Source organism: Plantactinospora sp. WMMC1484, from assembly GCF_049315195.1.
GTDB lineage: Bacteria > Actinomycetota > Actinomycetes > Mycobacteriales > Micromonosporaceae > Plantactinospora.
The window spans coordinates 1,733,828-1,748,673 of sequence record NZ_CP186055.1 but is presented as its reverse complement, the minus strand read 5'-3'; the positions used below and the strand labels follow the sequence as shown (position 1 = coordinate 1,748,673).

Here is a 14,846-nt window from a genome sequence, read left to right as displayed (position 1 = left end):
CCCCGCTCAAGCCCGGTCGCGCGGCACTGCCCCCGCTCAGGCCGGGCCGTGCGGCGCCGGGCCGGTCCGGGCGGGCAGGTCGCCGGTGCGGCCGGCAGCCACCGACTCGTAGAGCTCTTCGAGCAGCCGGGTCTGCCGGTGCAGGTCGAAGTACTCGGCCACGTGCCGCCGGGCCTGCCGACCCAGCCGGGTCCGCAGCTCGTCGTCGGCGAGCAGTTGCCGGAGGTTGCCGGCGAGCGCCACCCGGTCGCCCTCGGCGCCGAGCAGGCCCGTCTCGCCCGGCAGCACCGCCTCGGGAATCCCGCTGTGGTAAGTCGAGACGGTCGGCAGCGCGAGGCTGGCCGCCTCCAGGATCGTCGTCGGCAGCCCTTCGGCGTCCCCGTCCGACGCGGTCTTCGACGGCGAGACGAAGACCTTCGACTCCGCCAGGTGCCGGGCGACCGCCGACGGCTCCTGGGCGCCCAGGAACGTCGCGTCCAGCCCGAGCGCGGCGGCCCGCTGCCGGATCGGCCACTCCAGCGGCCCGGAGCCGATCAGCAACACCCGGGGCCGCCGGTCGCGGAGCGTACCGAGCGCCTCGACGAGGTCGTCGACTCCCTTCTTCTCCACGAAGCGGCCCACGAAGACGGCGTCCCAGCGCTTCGGCACCTGCGGCACGGTCTCCGGGATCGGCACTCCGGTGTGGTGGACCCGGACCTTCGCCGGATCCGCCCCGGCCTCGATCGCCCGGTCCCGGATGTACCCGGAGACCGCCAGGATCAGCGCCGCCCGGTCGAACGCCTGGCGCAGGTTGCGCCGGTAGCGGATGCCGTGCAGGCCCGGGGCGTGCGGCTGCCGCGTCACGTCGTAGCCGTGCACGGTCACCACCAGCGGCACCCCGAGCCGGGCTGCCGTGCGACTGATCAACCAGGCGTCGTTGCCGAAGTGCGCGTGCACCACCGCCGGCCGCAGTCCGGCCAGCAGCCGGCGCAGCCTCGGCGACTCGCCGGTCAGCCGCAGCCGCAGGAAGGCCCGCCGGTCCCGCCGGCCGTCCGGATAGGCGATCACGTCGGTCTCGGCGGCCAGCGGCGAGTCGATCCGGGTGGCGCCGAGGAACCTCGGCCGCCAGCGGGGCAGCGCGGTGCCCTGGTTACGGATGAAGGTCTCCGATCCGGCGAGCAGGCCGCTGCGAAAGATCACCACGGTGGGTGCGGCGCCGGCGGTGCCGGGCGAGGGTGGGGTGCTCACCTGCCGATCTCACCATGACCGGGTTCGCCGGGGGTCCGGCCGGCCGGTGTGAGCGGGCGCGCCGAGTCGGGGTCGGCGGCGGACCGGGGCGCCGGGGCGGCGGACCGCCGGCCGCGGAGCCGCTTCAGGATCCCGTCCCGGAGGGTACGCCGCACCTGCGGCGGGATCAGCCAGATCTGCGCGAACGCCAGGTAGTCGAAGATCCCCGGTTGCCCGTGCCGGCGCGCCTCGCGCAGCAGGGTGCGGAACGCCGCCGCACTGCGGGTCGGCGCCGCCATCGAACTGATCACGCTCATCGTCACCGCGGCGTACGCCCGGCGGGTGAGCAGCGGCCGGCTGCGCTGGAGCCAGGCGAGCTGCTCCTCCCAGACAGTGTCGAAGGTGATCCGGGGGCGGTCCTCGTCCTGGTGCCAGATCACCAGCGGCTCGGCGGCGTAGACGAGGTCCACGTCGGCGTGGTCGAGCGCCCGGAAGGTCCAGTCGAGCTCCTGGAGCCGGCGCAGCCCGACGGTGAACGGGACCCGGCGCAGCAGCTCGGTCGGGGCCAGGATCGTCGAGGTCTGGATGAAGCCGTCGCCGTGGAAGAGCCCGCGCCGCAGCGTGAGGTACTCGGTCAGCGGCTCGCCGGCGGCCGGCAGCCGGCGCGGCATCACGAACTCGGCCCGGGGCGTCCGGTTCAGCAGCCGACAGGCCACGATCGGCATCGGCGCCCGGGCGTTGCGGGCCAGTTCGCGCTGCACGGCGAGCTTCTCCGGCAGCCACTCGTCGTCGTCGTCGAGCAGGGCGGTCCACGGTGCCCGCGCCGCCTGGACGCCGACGTTGCGGGCGTTCGGCGCCCCACCGGACTCGGGCAGCTCCACGACCCGGAGCCGGTCGTCGCCGATCGCCGCCAGGGCCTCCCCGGTCTGCTCGTCCGGCCCGTCGACCACGACGATCACCTCGAGATCGGTCGCGGTCTGCGCCAGTACGCTGCGGACCGCCCGGGTCACCAGATCGGGTCGGCCCCGGGTGGGGATCACGACGCTGACGTCAGGTGCGGTGGAGGACATGAGGGCCCGCTAACTCGTCGAGGGAATCTCGGGAAATGCCGGTTGGCAAGACTATTGGCCCGACGGAGAACCGAAGGTTAATTCGGGGCGGCGAATAGCCGTACTTTGGCGAGTCGGCAGCGGTCTGCGGGGTGACGTACACTCGCCGTCGATTCGGTCGGCAGCCCGGGACGTCAATTAGTTGATTCGGGGAATCGGGCAGGTGAACGCAGGGCAAATGGAGGGCGACACCCGATGAACGCGCCGGACGTCAGCGTGGTGGTGCCGGTCTACAACACCATGCCCTACCTGACCCGGTGCCTGGACTCGCTGGTCGAGCAGAGCATCGGGGCGCACCGGATGCAGGTCGTCGCGGTCGACGACGGCTCGACCGACCGCAGCGGCGCGGAACTGGACCGCTACGCGGCCCGACACCCGGGCCTCTTCACCGTCATCCACCAGGCGAACTCGGGCGGTCCGGCCCGACCCTTCAACCGGGGCCTGGACGCCGCCACCGGCCGGTACGTCTTCTTCCTCGGCGCCGACGACCACCTCGGCACGGAGGCGCTGGAGCGGCTGGTCACCGCCGCCGACGAGTGGGATTCGGACGTGGTGCTCGGCAAGGTGGTCGGGCTGAACAGCCGGCACATCTACCAGGACATCTTCGCCCGCAACGCCGTCGACGTCGACCTCTTCGACTCGCCCCTGCCGCGCTCGCTCGCCAACACCAAGCTCTTCCGCAGGGAACTGCTCGACCGGCACGGCATCCGTTACCGCGAGGAGCTGCGGATCGCCAGCGACCTGCCGTTCACCCTGGAGGCCTGCTACCGGGCGCGACGCATCTCGGTGCTGGCCGACTACGAGTTCTACTACGCCGTACGCCGGCACAGCGCCACCAACATCACCTATCTGAGCCGGCACCTGGAGCGGCTGCGTACGGTCGAGGCGAACGTGCGGTTCGTCGCCGAGCTGATCGAGCCGGGCAAGCGCCGCGACGCGGTGCTGGTGCGCCGCTTCGACCACGAGGTCGCCAAGCTCGTCGAGGACGACCTGCTCCGGCTCGACCGGCAGACCCAGCAGGCGGTGCACGACGGCGTCGGCGCGCTGGTCGCGGAACACCTCACCGACGAGATCGCCGCCCAGTTGGGTGCCGAGACCCGGATCAGGTTCGCGCTGGCCCGGGACGGCAGCCTCGACGACCTGCTCGCGGTGATCCGCCAGGACGCCGAGGTGGGTGTGCCGGCGACGGTGGCCGAGGGCGGCCGGCGGTACGCGGCGTACCCCGGGTTCCGGGACCCGGCGCGCGGCGTGCCGGACAGCTGTTTCGACGTCACGTCGGTGCCGGAGTGGCCGGCCAAGCTCGACGCCACCGGCCTGGTCTGGGAGGACGACGAGCGGGGTGACCGGGTGCTGACCGTCACCGCGTTCACGCCGATCGACGACCTGGCGGCGCACGGCGCCGACCCGCTGGCGGTGAGCGCCGAGGAGATCCCGGCCGAGACCCTGGTCACCGCCCGGGGGGCGACCGGCAGCGTACTGCGGATCAGGTTCCGCGCCGCCGACCTGCTCGCCGGCACCGGCGTCACCGGCCGGCGCCGGGCCGTCTCGGCCCAGATCGGCCCCTTCGACCCGGACCGCGCGACCGGCGCGAGGAACGCGACCGGGGCGGCCGGCGCGGCGCCGCTGCGGGCACCTCACCTTACCGGGGCGGTGCCGCTGCTCCGCCGCCGTGGCGCCCGGCTCTACCTGCTCACCCCGGTCCGGGACGAGTCGGGTCGGCTGATGATCTCCGTCGTGCCGATCACCCCCGGCCGGGTCACCGCCCGGCTCCGCCAGAAGCTCCGCCGCCGCTGACCGTCCTCCCCCCGGGTCTCCCGTCCCTCCCCGCCCGTCCCCGACCAACGTCCGGCCTCGGCAGCCGAAGCCGCCGGCCCGGCGACAGATGATCCGGTAGCGTCCGGCTCGTCGGAACCGGTCAACCGCTACAGGATCATGGGCTGGAACGGTCTCGCGGAATCATGGGATGGAACAGTCTCGCGGACCGTGGGGGGTACGGTCCGCGAGACGGCCGGGGAGCCGTGGGCCGCCGCTGGGCGACCCCGGGATGGCTGGTCAGATCATCCAGCGGTGCCGCTGCACGAAGGGCAGCCGCGCCCACACTCGACCCAGTCCCCAGGTGTGGCCGGCGTACGTCGCGGCCAGCACGATCAGCACCGCGGCGTAGATGAGGTGGTAGTCCATGAACGGGTTGGTGGAGCCGGTCGGCTCACCGGCGCTGGTCTGCCGCGCGAGCGGGAACTCCGCGAACCACATCAGCACCATGATCAGCGCACCCGAGGCGGCGGCGACCCGCAGGCCGACACCGGCGATCAGCGCGACACCGACGCCGAGCATGCCGAGCATGAAGAGCCAGTCGGCCCACCAGGTGCCGGCGATGCTGTGCGCGACCGACTCGAACGGGCCCACCGAGACGTGCGAGAGGAATCCCTCGGTCGGTGAGCCGCCGTTGATCCAGGCCCTGGCGCCCGGCGTCGAGTAGCCGAGGCCGAACGTCTTGTCCAGGAAGGCCCAGAGGAACACGAAGCCGGTCGAGATCCGCAGCACGGCCAGAGCCTTGGCGCCGGTCTTGGTCAACATCGCGCCGGGTGCGTCGGCCCGCTCCAGCGGCGTTGTCACCGGGCGGATGGAATGGCGGGTGGTCATCGTGTCCTCCGGGGTCACCGTTGTCCTGACATCCCTCACTGTGCTCCGCACCGCCGCGCTGCACCCGGGTCCGAGCACCCCCCTGCCCGGGCCCAAGGTCCCGACCCGAGCCGGGACCAACGCCAGGCCGAAACCAAACGCCAGGCGCCCCGGTTACGGCACGTCGTAGGCGAGCAGCGGGGTGTTGTCGTACCGGAGGAGTTCCAGCCGGATCAGCTCGGAGCGGGTGAACCGGGTGACCCCGGTGAAGGTCGCGTCGTCGCCGGGGGCGGCGAGCCAGGAGCCCACCTGCTCCGTCTGGCCGTTCGGCCCGTGCGCCACCAGCCGGAACGTGTACGCCTTCGTGTAGTCCCTGGTCTTGGCGTACTGGCAGCGCATGGTGACCACCGTGCCCCACCGCGTACCGTCGAAGCCGATCTCGGCGCTGACCGGCACGCTGCCCCGGACCGGTTGCATCGCGACCATCCGGACCTCGACGTCGGTGCCGCCGGACTCTCCACCCACCACCGGCACCGCCACCCCGAATCCAAGCACGGCGGCCAGGGCGGCAGCGACCAACGCCAGCCCGCCGGAGCGGAGCCTGGACTGCCGTCTCTCCCGGCGACGGCTGGCCCGCGCCTCGTCGAGCAGCTTCGGCAGCCGCTCGGCACTGCTCGGGGATGTCGAGATCCGCTCCAGCCCGGCCGGGTCGAGCCGGCCCAGCAGCCCCGGCAGGACGGCGATCTCGGCGACCGCCTCCCGGCAGGCCGGACAGCCGGCCAGGTGCCGCTCGTACGCGGCCCGCTCGGCGGGAGACAGAGCACCCAGCACGTACGCGCCATCGTCGTGGGCGTACTCGCAATTCGTCACCCTGTCACCCCCATCTCCGCCAGGACCAGCCGCAGCGACCGCAGCGCGTAGTGCGTCCGCGACTTCACCGTCCCGGGCGGTACGCCCAGCCGGGCGGCCGCCTCCGCGACCGACCGGCCCTCGTAGAAGCACTCGACCAGCACCTCGCGGTGCGATGGCGAGAGCCGGTTGAGCGCCTCCGCGACCGTCCACGCCTCGACCGCCCGATCCGCCTCGTCGACCACCTGTGGTGGTTCCGGCAGCTCGTCGGTGATCACCTCGCCGACCCGGCTGCTGCGTCGCCGCCAGGCGTCGATGGCGAGGTTGCGGGCGATGGTGAAGAGCCAGGGTCGCACCGGCCCCCGGTGCGGGTCGAGTGCGTCCGGGTGCCGCCACGCCCGCAACAACGTCTCCTGTACCAGGTCCTCGGCCCGCTGCCGGTCGCCGCCGGTCAGCCGCAGGGCGTGCGCGAGCAGCGCGTCCCCGTGCTCGTCGTGCATGGCGCGCAGTAGTTCAGCGTCCTGGTCGCCGATGCTCTCCTCGCCTCCTGTCCGCCCGCGCTCACCACTATGCCCGGATACCGGCGCCTGTGCGCCGCGCTGCCTGGCTCGATGCACCGCGCTGCCTGCCCGGTGGCACGTAGGCGGTGGCCGGACGGTTCAACTCGGGGTGGTCGCGCCATCGGCCTACCGGCCGCCCCCGTCGGCGGACCGGGCATCCCCGCCTCGGCCGCCCGGGTGCCGGACATCCGGAACCGACCGCTTCCTGCAGGTGTTCATCCCCGGTTCATCGGACCGCTGGTCGCCGCTCACGGCGCGCTCCTAGCGTCCGGCAGGCATGCGCCCGGCTGCGCCGGATTCTGGCGCCGGGCGGGCATCCGATATTTCCGAGGAGGCTCCATCTCCATGACCGAGCGACCCCGGCTGCTCCCCCTGCTCGGCCCGGCGGGCCACGGCGGGCGGGACGCCATGACCTGCATATACCGCTGCGGCAACGCCTGCGCCCACCCGGTGCCCAACGAGTCCGACAACCCGTACTTCGGCGACGTCGTCAGCGCCGAGGTGACCCGGCGCGGCGTCGTCCGGGCCGGAGCGGTCGGCGCGCTGGTGCTCGGCTTCGGCGGCGCGGCGGCCGGTGCGCTCGCCGGCTCCCCGGCGATGGCCGCACCGGCCGGCGCCGGCGGCCCGGCGCTGCCGGACGTGGACAGCTTCGTGCCGACCCGGCGTGCGCCGGCCCGCAACGGGCTCACCTTCAAGCCGATCCCGCCGAACAAGCTCGACACCCTGGTGGTGCCGAACGGGTACGACCACTCCGTGGTGATCCGCTGGGGCGACCCGGTGCTGCCCGGCGCGCCCGAACTGGACGTGCACAAGCAGACCGCGGCCCGGCAGTCGCAGCAGTTCGGCTACAACAACGACTTCGTCGGCGTCATCCCGCTGGACCGCAAGGGCGAGCGGGCGCTGCTGGTGGTGAACCACGAGTACACCAACGAGAACCTGATGTTCCCGAACTTCACCACCTTCGACGCGATGAGCGTGGAGCAGATCCGCGTGGCGATGGCCGCGCACGGGCTCTCCGTGGTGGAGCTGGAGCGGGTCGGCGAGACCGGCGAGTGGAAGCCGGTCCGCAAGGGCAAGCTGAAGTACAACCGCCGGATCACCGCGCACCAGACGAAGTTCGAGTTCACCGGCCCGGCCGTCGGCTCGGCCTGGCTGAAGACCGCGGCGGACCCGAAGGGCCGGACCGCGATCGGCACCCTGAACAACTGCGCCGGCGGCGTCACCCCGTGGGGCACCGTGCTCTCCGGCGAGGAGAACTTCAACCAGTACTTCGTCGGCGGCGACGGCGTGCCGGAGACGCTGAAGCCGAAGCTCGCCCGCTACGGCATCAGCACCACCGCCCGCTACCCCTCGGACAGCCGCAAGTGGGAGCGTGCCGACGAGCGGTTCGACCTGGCCAAGCACCCCCACGAGGCGCACCGGTTCGGCTGGGTCGTCGAGGTCGACCCGCTCGACCCGGAGTCGAAGCCGCGCAAGCACACCGCGCTGGGCCGGTTCAAGCACGAGGGCGCGAACGTCATCGTGGCCAAGGACGGCCGGGTCGTGGCCTACATGGGCGACGACGAGCGCTTCGACTACCTCTACAAGTTCGTCTCGGACAAGAAGTTCAAGAAGGGCAACTCCTGGGTCGCCCGGGAGCACAACCTGACGCTGCTGGAGTCCGGCACCCTGTACGTGGCGAAGCTCGACTACACCAGCGCCAGCGAGATCGACGGCTCGGGCAAGCTTCCCACGGACGGTGCGTTCAACGGCCGGGGCAAGTGGATCAAGCTGGTCCGGGGCAACACGTCGTACGTCCCGGGGATGACCGCGGCCGACGTGCTCACCTTCACCCGGCTCGCCGGTGACGCGGTGGGTGCCACCAAGATGGACCGGCCGGAGGATGTGGAGCCGAGCCTGCTCACCGGCAAGGTCTACGTGGCGCTGACCAACAACACCAACCGGGGCGTCGGGACCAACCCGCCCGCCGACGAGGCGAACCCGCGGACCAACAACAAGCACGGGCACGTGCTGGAGCTGGTCGAGGACCGGGCTGACAACACCTCGGAGACCTTCGGCTGGTCGGTACCGATCGTCTGCGGCGACCCGACCGACCCGTCGACGTTCTTCGCCGGCTACGACAAGACGAAGGTGTCGCCGATCTCCTGCCCGGACAACGTCGCCTTCGACGGTTCCGGCAACCTCTGGATCTCCACCGACGGCAACGCACTGGGCAGCAACGACGGGCTCTTCGCCACCGCCATCGAGGGACCCGAGCGGGGTCACCTGAAGCAGTTCCTGACCGTGCCGGTGGGCGCCGAGACCTGCGGGCCGTTCATCAGCACGGACAACCGGTCCGTCTTCGTCGCCGTCCAGCACCCGGGTGAGATCAGCGGCGCCTCGCTGGAGAACCCGGCGTCCAACTGGCCGGACGGCGACTTCGCCAAGCCGGGCGTGGTGGTCACCTGGCGCCTCGACGGCGACGAGATCGGCGCCTGATCCACTGCCCGACCGGCGGGTGACCCGCGCCGGTCCGAGCACCGCCTGCTCAGTGGTCTCCTGCCAGCGCCGCAACGGCTGGCAGGAGACCACGCCGCTTTCCGGTCAGGTCTCGGTGGCGAGGCCGTCGGCGATGGCGCGGGCCGCCGCCAGCAGTTTGGCCCGGACCACCCGTGCCGAGGTCATCATCTCGGCCGCCGGCAGTGCGCAGGCGAGCACCGTCCGCCGCTCCATGTCCTTGTCCGGCGTGACCAGTACGGCCGCACACGCCACCCCGTGCCGGAACTGACCCAGCTCCAGGTGCATCCCGCGCCGGTCGCCAGCGGTCAGGTCCGCCTCGAACGCGTCGGCGGCGACCAGGGTTGCCGAGGTGAACGGGCGCATGCCGTACTCGCGCAGGTAGCGGAAGCGCTGTTCGGGGGTGAGGGTGGCCAGCAGCGCCTTGCCCAGCGCGGTGGCGTGGGCGCCCTCGTCGAAGCCGGGCACCAGGTCCTCCAGGTACGGCGACCGGGGTCCCTCGGCCACTGCCGTGATCGCCACCTGCGCACCGACGAACCGGCCGAGGTAGTGGCTGTACCCGGTGTCCGTGGCGGCCCGGCGCAGCGACTCACCCACCGCGGGCGGCCCGCGGAACGCGGTGACCAGTTCGCGGTAGCGGTCCGCCACCTCCAGCCCCACGATGTAGGTGCCGTCTTCGCGCCTGATCACGTAACCCTCGTAGGCGAGCGTGCGCACCAGGTGGTAAGTGGTGGCCACAGTCAACTCGCAACGCCGGGCAATCTGTTTCACGGTCAGGCCCCTCGGTGCCCGTCCGACCGCTTCGAGCACGCGCAGGGCACGCGACACGCTGCGGATCAGGTCCGAAGGTTCCGCCAAGGGGTCGCGCACAACCACCTCCGCCGCCGGGGCTTACAGAATATGAAAAACCGGGCGCCAGCGAAATGCCCGATCGGATTGAGGATGCCAGATCTACGGCGACCGTGTGTACACCCATCGACACGATCGGTTCATACGGGCGGCTCGCGTAGACTCGTCCCAAATGGCCGATGTAACCGAGAACACGCCGCTGGCCGTAACCTCCGCCCGGCCGACCCGTACCATCCTCGCCGCCACCATGATCACGGTCGCCGGTGTGCTGCCGGTCTTCCTCGTCGGCGGGCTCGCCGTGCAGCTCGGCGCCGAGCTTGCCTTCTCCCCCGCCGGGCTGGGCCTCGCGGTCTCCGTCTACTTCGGCGTCAGCGCGGTCGCCTCGATCCCGACCGGGGCGCTCGTCGAGCGGTACGGTCCGACCGCCGTCGCCCGGGCCAGCCTGCTGCTGGTCGCCGGCACCATGCTGGCGATCGCCGCCCTGGCCCGCTCCTATCCGGTGCTGCTCGGCCTGCTGGCCGTGGTCGCCGTTGCCAACCCGCTCGGCCAGCTCGCCAGCAACGCCACGCTGGCACACCGGGTGCCGCCCGGCCGGCAGGGCCTCTCCTTCGGGATCAAGCAGGCCGCCATCCCGGCCGGCACCCTGCTGGCCGGGGTTGCCGTGCCGGCGGTGGCGCTGACCGTCGGCTGGCGCTGGGCGTTCGTCGCCGCCGCCGGGCTGGCGCTGGCCGTCCTGCCCGCCGTACCTCCCGGTTCGGCCAGGAACGCGGACCCGGCGCGGCGGCGCGGCGAACGGGCGACCGGGGCGCTGGCCGCCCTCGGCGTCGCCGGGACCCTGGCCGCCGGATCCGCGAACGCCCTCGGCACCTTTCTCGTCGACTCGGCGGCGGCCCGGGGGCTCTCCCCGGCCTTTGCCGGGCTGCTGCTGACCCTCGGCGGCGCGGTCTGCCTGGTCGCCCGGATCACGGTCGGCTGGCTGGCGGACCGCCGCTCCGGCGGCCACCTCAACGCCATCGCCGCGATGCTGGTCGCCGGTGCCGGCGGGCTGGGCCTGCTGCACCTGGCCGGCCCGGTGGCGTTGCTGGCCGGCGTGGTGCTCGGCTTCGGGCTCGGCTGGGCCTGGCCGGGACTGCTCAACTTCGCGGTGGTCCGGCTGCATCCGCAGGCGCCGACCGCCGCCACCTCGATCACCCAGACCGGGGTGTACGCGGGCGGCTGCCTCGGCCCGCTCGGCCTCGGCACCCTCGCCCACCATCTCGGGTACCCGGCAATGTGGCTGGTCGCGGCGGTGACGATGCTACTCGCCGCCGGCCTGATGCTGGCGGGGCGGCGGATGCTGCTCCGCGCACTGCGCCGCCGGAGCGGCGACGGCGCCACCGCGGTGCCGGCGGGGACGCCCCGGGTACCCCGACCCCGCCGACCCGGCACGGTGCCGCCGCGACAGCAGCAGGGCAGCGGGACGGGCGGCTGCGCCACCGGAACGGGCGACGGTGCCGTCGCGGCGGTCTCCGGCGAGCGCCCGGAGTGGCGCGGCTGCTGCGGCGGTCAGTTCGCCAGTTCGCGGTAGCGCCCCCGATGGTGCAGCAGCGGAGCGGCCGGATCGGTCAGCTCGACCGTCTCGACCGTCGCCTCGACCAGCAGTGCCCACCCGTACTCCCGGGCGCCGTCCAAGACGCAGCCGGCCCAACCGCCGGTCCCGGTCCCGCCCGGCACCGGCCCGTACGGCGTCCACTCCCAATCCCCGGCGGCGAAGAGGCCGCCCGGGGCCGGAAAGAGGCCGGCGAACCGGTCAGCGAGCTGGCGGTGCGCGGGACCGAGCAACGTGACGGCGAACCGCCCGCTTCCGGAGGCCGCCGCCCAGAACTCCGCCTCCTCGTCGACCAGGCCGAGCAGTCGACCTGGATCACCTTCGGCGACCAGGGTCGAGGAGACCGTCAGCCCGGCCGGGTCACCCGCCGGTGCGTACGCCGTCCAGAGCGTCACCCCCGCCGGCAATCGGCCGCGCAGCCGGCGCACCGGTGAGCGCTCCTGCTCCGGTGTGGCGAACGGATCGGTGTGGTGGATCTGCCCGCCCGGCTCGGCTCGGTTCACCGCACCATTGTGCGACGACGTCGCGTGGCCGCGCGACCTCGACCGGTACGCCCGTGACGTGGCCGGCGACCGGCTGGCACTCCGCGCTCGGGCTACGCGCCGCCCTGGGCGGGCGGGCCACGATGGTCACCCAGGACGCGGGAGGACACGGGGTGTACGGCATCCGCTCCGGCCCGTGCGCCGCGGAGATCGCCACCACCTTCCTCACCACGGGCCGGCTCCCCGACCGGCACCGCCGCTGCCCCGGTCCGTCACCCGACGACATCGGACACGGTGCGACACGAAGCGCAGCCGTGCCACACCCGGCGAGCCGGACGGGCGGGAGGGAAACCGATGGTTGGCCCCGGGTGTGTTACCGGTAGGGATCCCGACGGGAGGCGCGATGGTGCAGGGCAGCGACTTCGAGGAGTTCTACCAGAACACGCGGCATCGACTTGTGACGATGCTCTATGCCCTCAACGGCAACCTGGCGGACGCCCAGGACGCCGCCCAGGAGGCGTATGCGCGGGCCTGGCAGCGCTGGTCGAAGGTGAGCGGTTACGACGACCCGGAGGCATGGGTCCGGACCGTGGCGCGCCGCATCCAGGTCAACCGCTGGCGGAAACTGCGCAACGGCCTCACCGCATACCGCCGGCACGGTCCACAGCCGGCGGTGGATCCACCCTCGGAGAACACCACGGCGTTGGTGACGGCGCTGCGCCAGCTTCCCACCGGGCAGCGCGAGGCGATCGTGCTGCATCACCTGCTCGACCTGCCGGTGGCGGCGGTGGCCACCCAACTCGGGGTGCCGGCCAACACCGTCAAGGCCCGTCTCGCCCGCGGCCGGCGGACCCTGGCGCACCTGGTCGGGGCCGAACTCACCGAGGAGAGCACCCATGCCTGACCACCTCTTCCAGAATCTCTACCGTGACACCGAGGGGCTGCGGTGGGCAACGGCCGACCAGGTGCGGGAGCGGGGCCGGAAGCGGGCCCGGCGGCAGGCCGTGACCGGGGTGGTGGTGGTGATCGCGCTGGTGATCGCCGGTAGTGCCGGTGTGGTGACCGCGCTGGCCGGTTCGGCTACGCCGCCCGATCGGTCGGACGTGGTGGCGACCCCACCGAGCACGACATCACCCGCCACGCCGTCACCGTCGGCCGCTCCGCCCTCCGGTACGCCGTCCGCCGGACCGTCGACCACCGCTGGCAGGAATTCGTCGACGGCCCCGTCCGGCGGGTCGGGAACGCCTTCGGACGCCGACCGCACCGGCGGCGGCACGGAGGGCGGGGTGCGGGTCCCGGGTGCCGTGATGCTCCAGGTGTCCGACCTGCCCCCCGGGTACCGCGTCTACGTTCCGGAGTTCGAAGGCGACTGGCAGCTGAACTTCTTCTCCTTCCTCTGCGACGACTGGTCTGCCAACGGGCCGGCGCTGGCGTACCGGGAGCGCTACTTCCGCTCCGCGCCGCTCGGGATGCAGCAGCGGACGGAACGGCATGGCCAGACGGCCGCGTCGGAGTACATATCGCGCCTCCGGGCCAGCGTGCGGGGCTGCCCCGAGGCCGGGCTCGAGATCGCCGACGAGGATTTCGCGGGCGACGACTCGATGTTCGTGGTCCTTGACGACGCGCACGGCTGGATCATCGTCCGCCGGGGCGACCTGGTGACCGAGATCGCGGTCGACGTCACCTCGGACGGCGCACAGGTGCGCCGGCTCGCCGGACGGGCCGCCACACGCCTCTGTGCCGGCACCGACGCCTGCTGACCCGCGAACCGGCCGTGCCGAAGTGTCCAGGCCGAGCGGAGCTGCCGCGGCGGGCCGGCGGACCAACGCCGGTCCGCCGCCGGCGCATCCCGGTCCAGTCTCCGTAGGAGTCGAAGCGGCGACACTGTTCGAGCCGGCGGGGTCGACAACAATGGGCGCGCGGCGGCAGCGTCCGGTCCGGCGGGTCGGTGGCCTCAGCCGGTGCGGTCGGCAACCTCAGCCGGTGCGGTCGGCGATGAAGTCGCAGAGCGACTCCAGGGCCTGTCGGGGGGCGGTGTCGGGCAGCGGGGCGAGGCAGGTGCGGGCCTCCTCGGCATAGCTACGCACCGTCTCCCGGGCCCGCTTCAGCGCCGGTGACTCGCGGAGCAGGCCGAGCGCCTCGGCGTGCAGTGCGTCGTCGGTGACCGGACCGAGGGTGAGAATCTCGCGCAGCCGGGCCGAGGACGCGTCGCCGTCCTCGGAGGCGAGCGCGTAGAGGACTGGAAGGGTCGGCACGCCCTCCCGCAGGTCGGTGCCCGGGGTCTTGCCGGACTGCACCGACTCGGAGGCGATGTCGAGCAGATCGTCGGAGAGCTGGAAGGCGACCCCGATGGTCTCGCCGTAGCCGGCCAGCGCCTCGACATGCCGGGCCGGGGCGCCGCCGAACAGCCCGCCGAACCGGGCCGAGGTGGCGATCAGGGAGCCGGTCTTCTCGGCGATCACGTGCAGGTAGTGCCGGACCGGGTCGGCGCCGCGCGGGCCGACGGTCTCGGCGATCTGCCCGTGCACCAGCCGGGCGAACGTCCGGGCCTGCAGCCGGACCGCCTCGGGGCCGAGCTCGGCGGCGATGTCGGCGGCCCGGGCGAAGAGGAAGTCGCCGACCAGGATCGCCACCGAGTTGCCCCAGCGCGAGTTGGCGCTCTGCGCTCCCCGGCGCACCGGAGCCTCGTCCATCACGTCGTCGTGGTAGAGCGTGGCGAGGTGGGTCAGCTCCACCACCAGCGCCGCCGACACCACCTCCGGCGCGGTCGGGTCGCCGAACTGGGCGCCGAGCGCGACCAGCAGCGGCCGGAACCGCTTGCCGCCCGCCTGGGTCAGATGCAGGGCCGCCTCGGCGACCAGCGGGTCGGCGCTCTCGACGTTGCGGCGCAGCTCCGTCTCCACGCTGGCCAGCATGGTGGCCACCGAGGTCTCCACGCGGGCGTCGGCGAAGTCGAGCCCGATCGTGTCGAGCCCGAGCGCCGCCAGACCCTCAGCCGTTCCCCCCATGCCCTCAACCATGCCACATCCGCCGGCCCACCCCTGGTCGGGGGCGGTCGGCCCCGGTCCGGGCCAGCGGGAGCCCG

12 protein-coding genes and 3 pseudogenes are annotated in these 14,846 nt (G+C 73.0%); 7 read left to right on the top strand and 8 right to left on the bottom strand.

Annotated features, from left to right (window positions below):
* Positions 1-36 precede the first annotated feature (36 nt).
* The gene (locus ACN28C_RS07665; RefSeq protein WP_422772850.1) at positions 37-1,227 is read right to left on the bottom strand and encodes a glycosyltransferase; all 1,191 of its coding nucleotides are present in this window, start codon (positions 1,225-1,227) and stop codon (positions 37-39) included.
* Positions 1,224-2,276, bottom strand: coding sequence for a glycosyltransferase family 2 protein (locus tag ACN28C_RS07660; protein WP_422772849.1), 1,053 nt, complete (start codon positions 2,274-2,276; stop codon positions 1,224-1,226). Before ACN28C_RS07660 ends, ACN28C_RS07665 begins: the two co-directional genes overlap by 4 nt.
* Positions 2,277-2,510: 234 nt before the next feature.
* Here ACN28C_RS07660 and ACN28C_RS07655 point away from each other — a divergent pair, with 234 nt between their 5' ends.
* Positions 2,511-4,109 (top strand): glycosyltransferase family 2 protein, encoded by a 1,599-nt coding sequence (locus ACN28C_RS07655; RefSeq protein WP_422772848.1) that lies wholly within the window; start codon positions 2,511-2,513, stop codon positions 4,107-4,109.
* Positions 4,110-4,367: 258 nt separating this feature from the next.
* Here ACN28C_RS07655 and ACN28C_RS07650 read toward each other — a convergent pair whose 3' ends face one another.
* The 3 genes from ACN28C_RS07650 to ACN28C_RS07640 all read right to left on the bottom strand — a co-directional run bounded on the left by ACN28C_RS07650 (position 4,368) and on the right by ACN28C_RS07640 (position 6,319).
* Positions 4,368-4,958 (bottom strand): hypothetical protein, encoded by a 591-nt coding sequence (locus ACN28C_RS07650; protein WP_422772847.1) that lies wholly within the window; start codon positions 4,956-4,958, stop codon positions 4,368-4,370.
* 153 nt (positions 4,959-5,111) lie between these two features.
* Positions 5,112-5,807 (bottom strand): anti-sigma factor family protein, encoded by a 696-nt coding sequence (locus tag ACN28C_RS07645; protein WP_422772846.1) that lies wholly within the window; start codon positions 5,805-5,807, stop codon positions 5,112-5,114.
* Complete coding sequence (locus tag ACN28C_RS07640) at positions 5,804-6,319, bottom strand: sigma-70 family RNA polymerase sigma factor (RefSeq protein WP_422774568.1); 516 nt, start codon at positions 6,317-6,319, stop codon at positions 5,804-5,806. Before ACN28C_RS07640 ends, ACN28C_RS07645 begins: the two co-directional genes overlap by 4 nt.
* Before the next feature lie 372 nt (positions 6,320-6,691).
* Here ACN28C_RS07640 and ACN28C_RS07635 point away from each other — a divergent pair.
* Both ACN28C_RS07635 and ACN28C_RS07630 read left to right on the top strand, forming a co-directional pair.
* Positions 6,692-6,959: pseudogene (locus tag ACN28C_RS07635) on the top strand (phosphatase); the annotation flags it as partial.
* Between the two features lie 68 nt (positions 6,960-7,027).
* A pseudogene (locus tag ACN28C_RS07630) lies at positions 7,028-8,824 on the top strand (PhoX family protein); the annotation flags it as partial.
* A gap of 105 nt (positions 8,825-8,929) precedes the next feature.
* On the opposite strand, the gene ACN28C_RS07625 reads toward ACN28C_RS07630, so the two are convergent.
* Complete coding sequence (locus tag ACN28C_RS07625; protein ID WP_422772845.1) at positions 8,930-9,712, bottom strand: IclR family transcriptional regulator; 783 nt, start codon at positions 9,710-9,712, stop codon at positions 8,930-8,932.
* Between the two features lie 151 nt (positions 9,713-9,863).
* Here ACN28C_RS07625 and ACN28C_RS07620 point away from each other — a divergent pair, with 151 nt between their 5' ends.
* Positions 9,864-11,258, top strand: coding sequence for an MFS transporter (locus tag ACN28C_RS07620; protein WP_422772844.1), 1,395 nt, complete (start codon positions 9,864-9,866; stop codon positions 11,256-11,258).
* On the opposite strand, the pseudogene ACN28C_RS07615 reads toward ACN28C_RS07620, so the two are convergent.
* Positions 11,237-11,770 (bottom strand): annotated as a pseudogene (locus ACN28C_RS07615) (flavin reductase family protein); the annotation flags it as partial. The gene ACN28C_RS07620 and the pseudogene ACN28C_RS07615 overlap by 22 nt on opposite strands.
* A 134-nt stretch (positions 11,771-11,904) precedes the next feature.
* Between ACN28C_RS07615 and ACN28C_RS07610 the strand changes: the two are divergent.
* Genes ACN28C_RS07610 through ACN28C_RS07600 form a run of 3 tightly spaced genes read left to right on the top strand, consistent with a single transcriptional unit; the run spans position 11,905 to position 13,521 of the window.
* The gene (locus ACN28C_RS07610; protein WP_422774567.1) at positions 11,905-12,144 is read left to right on the top strand and encodes an alpha/beta hydrolase; all 240 of its coding nucleotides are present in this window, start codon (positions 11,905-11,907) and stop codon (positions 12,142-12,144) included.
* A gap of 20 nt (positions 12,145-12,164) precedes the next feature.
* Positions 12,165-12,665: a SigE family RNA polymerase sigma factor gene (locus ACN28C_RS07605; protein WP_422772843.1), complete on the top strand. Its 501-nt coding sequence runs from the start codon at positions 12,165-12,167 to the stop codon at positions 12,663-12,665.
* Positions 12,658-13,521 (top strand): hypothetical protein, encoded by an 864-nt coding sequence (locus tag ACN28C_RS07600; protein WP_422772842.1) that lies wholly within the window; start codon positions 12,658-12,660, stop codon positions 13,519-13,521. Before ACN28C_RS07605 ends, ACN28C_RS07600 begins: the two co-directional genes overlap by 8 nt.
* A gap of 216 nt (positions 13,522-13,737) precedes the next feature.
* On the opposite strand, the gene ACN28C_RS07595 is transcribed toward ACN28C_RS07600, so the two are convergent.
* On the bottom strand, positions 13,738-14,769 hold the full coding sequence (locus ACN28C_RS07595; RefSeq protein WP_422772841.1) for a polyprenyl synthetase family protein: 1,032 nt from the start codon (positions 14,767-14,769) through the stop codon (positions 13,738-13,740).
* Positions 14,770-14,846 lie beyond the last annotated feature (77 nt).

Coding starts and splice junctions, on each gene's coding strand:
- ACN28C_RS07655 (WP_422772848.1), top strand. CDS start 2,511: ATGAACGCGCCGGACGTCAGCGTGGTGGTGCCGGTCTACAACACCATG.
- ACN28C_RS07660 (WP_422772849.1), bottom strand. CDS start 2,276: ATGTCCTCCACCGCACCTGACGTCAGCGTCGTGATCCCCACCCGGGGC.
- ACN28C_RS07650 (WP_422772847.1), bottom strand. CDS start 4,958: ATGACCACCCGCCATTCCATCCGCCCGGTGACAACGCCGCTGGAGCGG.
- ACN28C_RS07600 (WP_422772842.1), top strand. CDS start 12,658: ATGCCTGACCACCTCTTCCAGAATCTCTACCGTGACACCGAGGGGCTG.
- ACN28C_RS07610 (WP_422774567.1), top strand. CDS start 11,905: ATGGTCACCCAGGACGCGGGAGGACACGGGGTGTACGGCATCCGCTCC.
- ACN28C_RS07620 (WP_422772844.1), top strand. CDS start 9,864: ATGGCCGATGTAACCGAGAACACGCCGCTGGCCGTAACCTCCGCCCGG.
- ACN28C_RS07605 (WP_422772843.1), top strand. CDS start 12,165: ATGGTGCAGGGCAGCGACTTCGAGGAGTTCTACCAGAACACGCGGCAT.
- ACN28C_RS07595 (WP_422772841.1), bottom strand. CDS start 14,769: ATGGGGGGAACGGCTGAGGGTCTGGCGGCGCTCGGGCTCGACACGATC.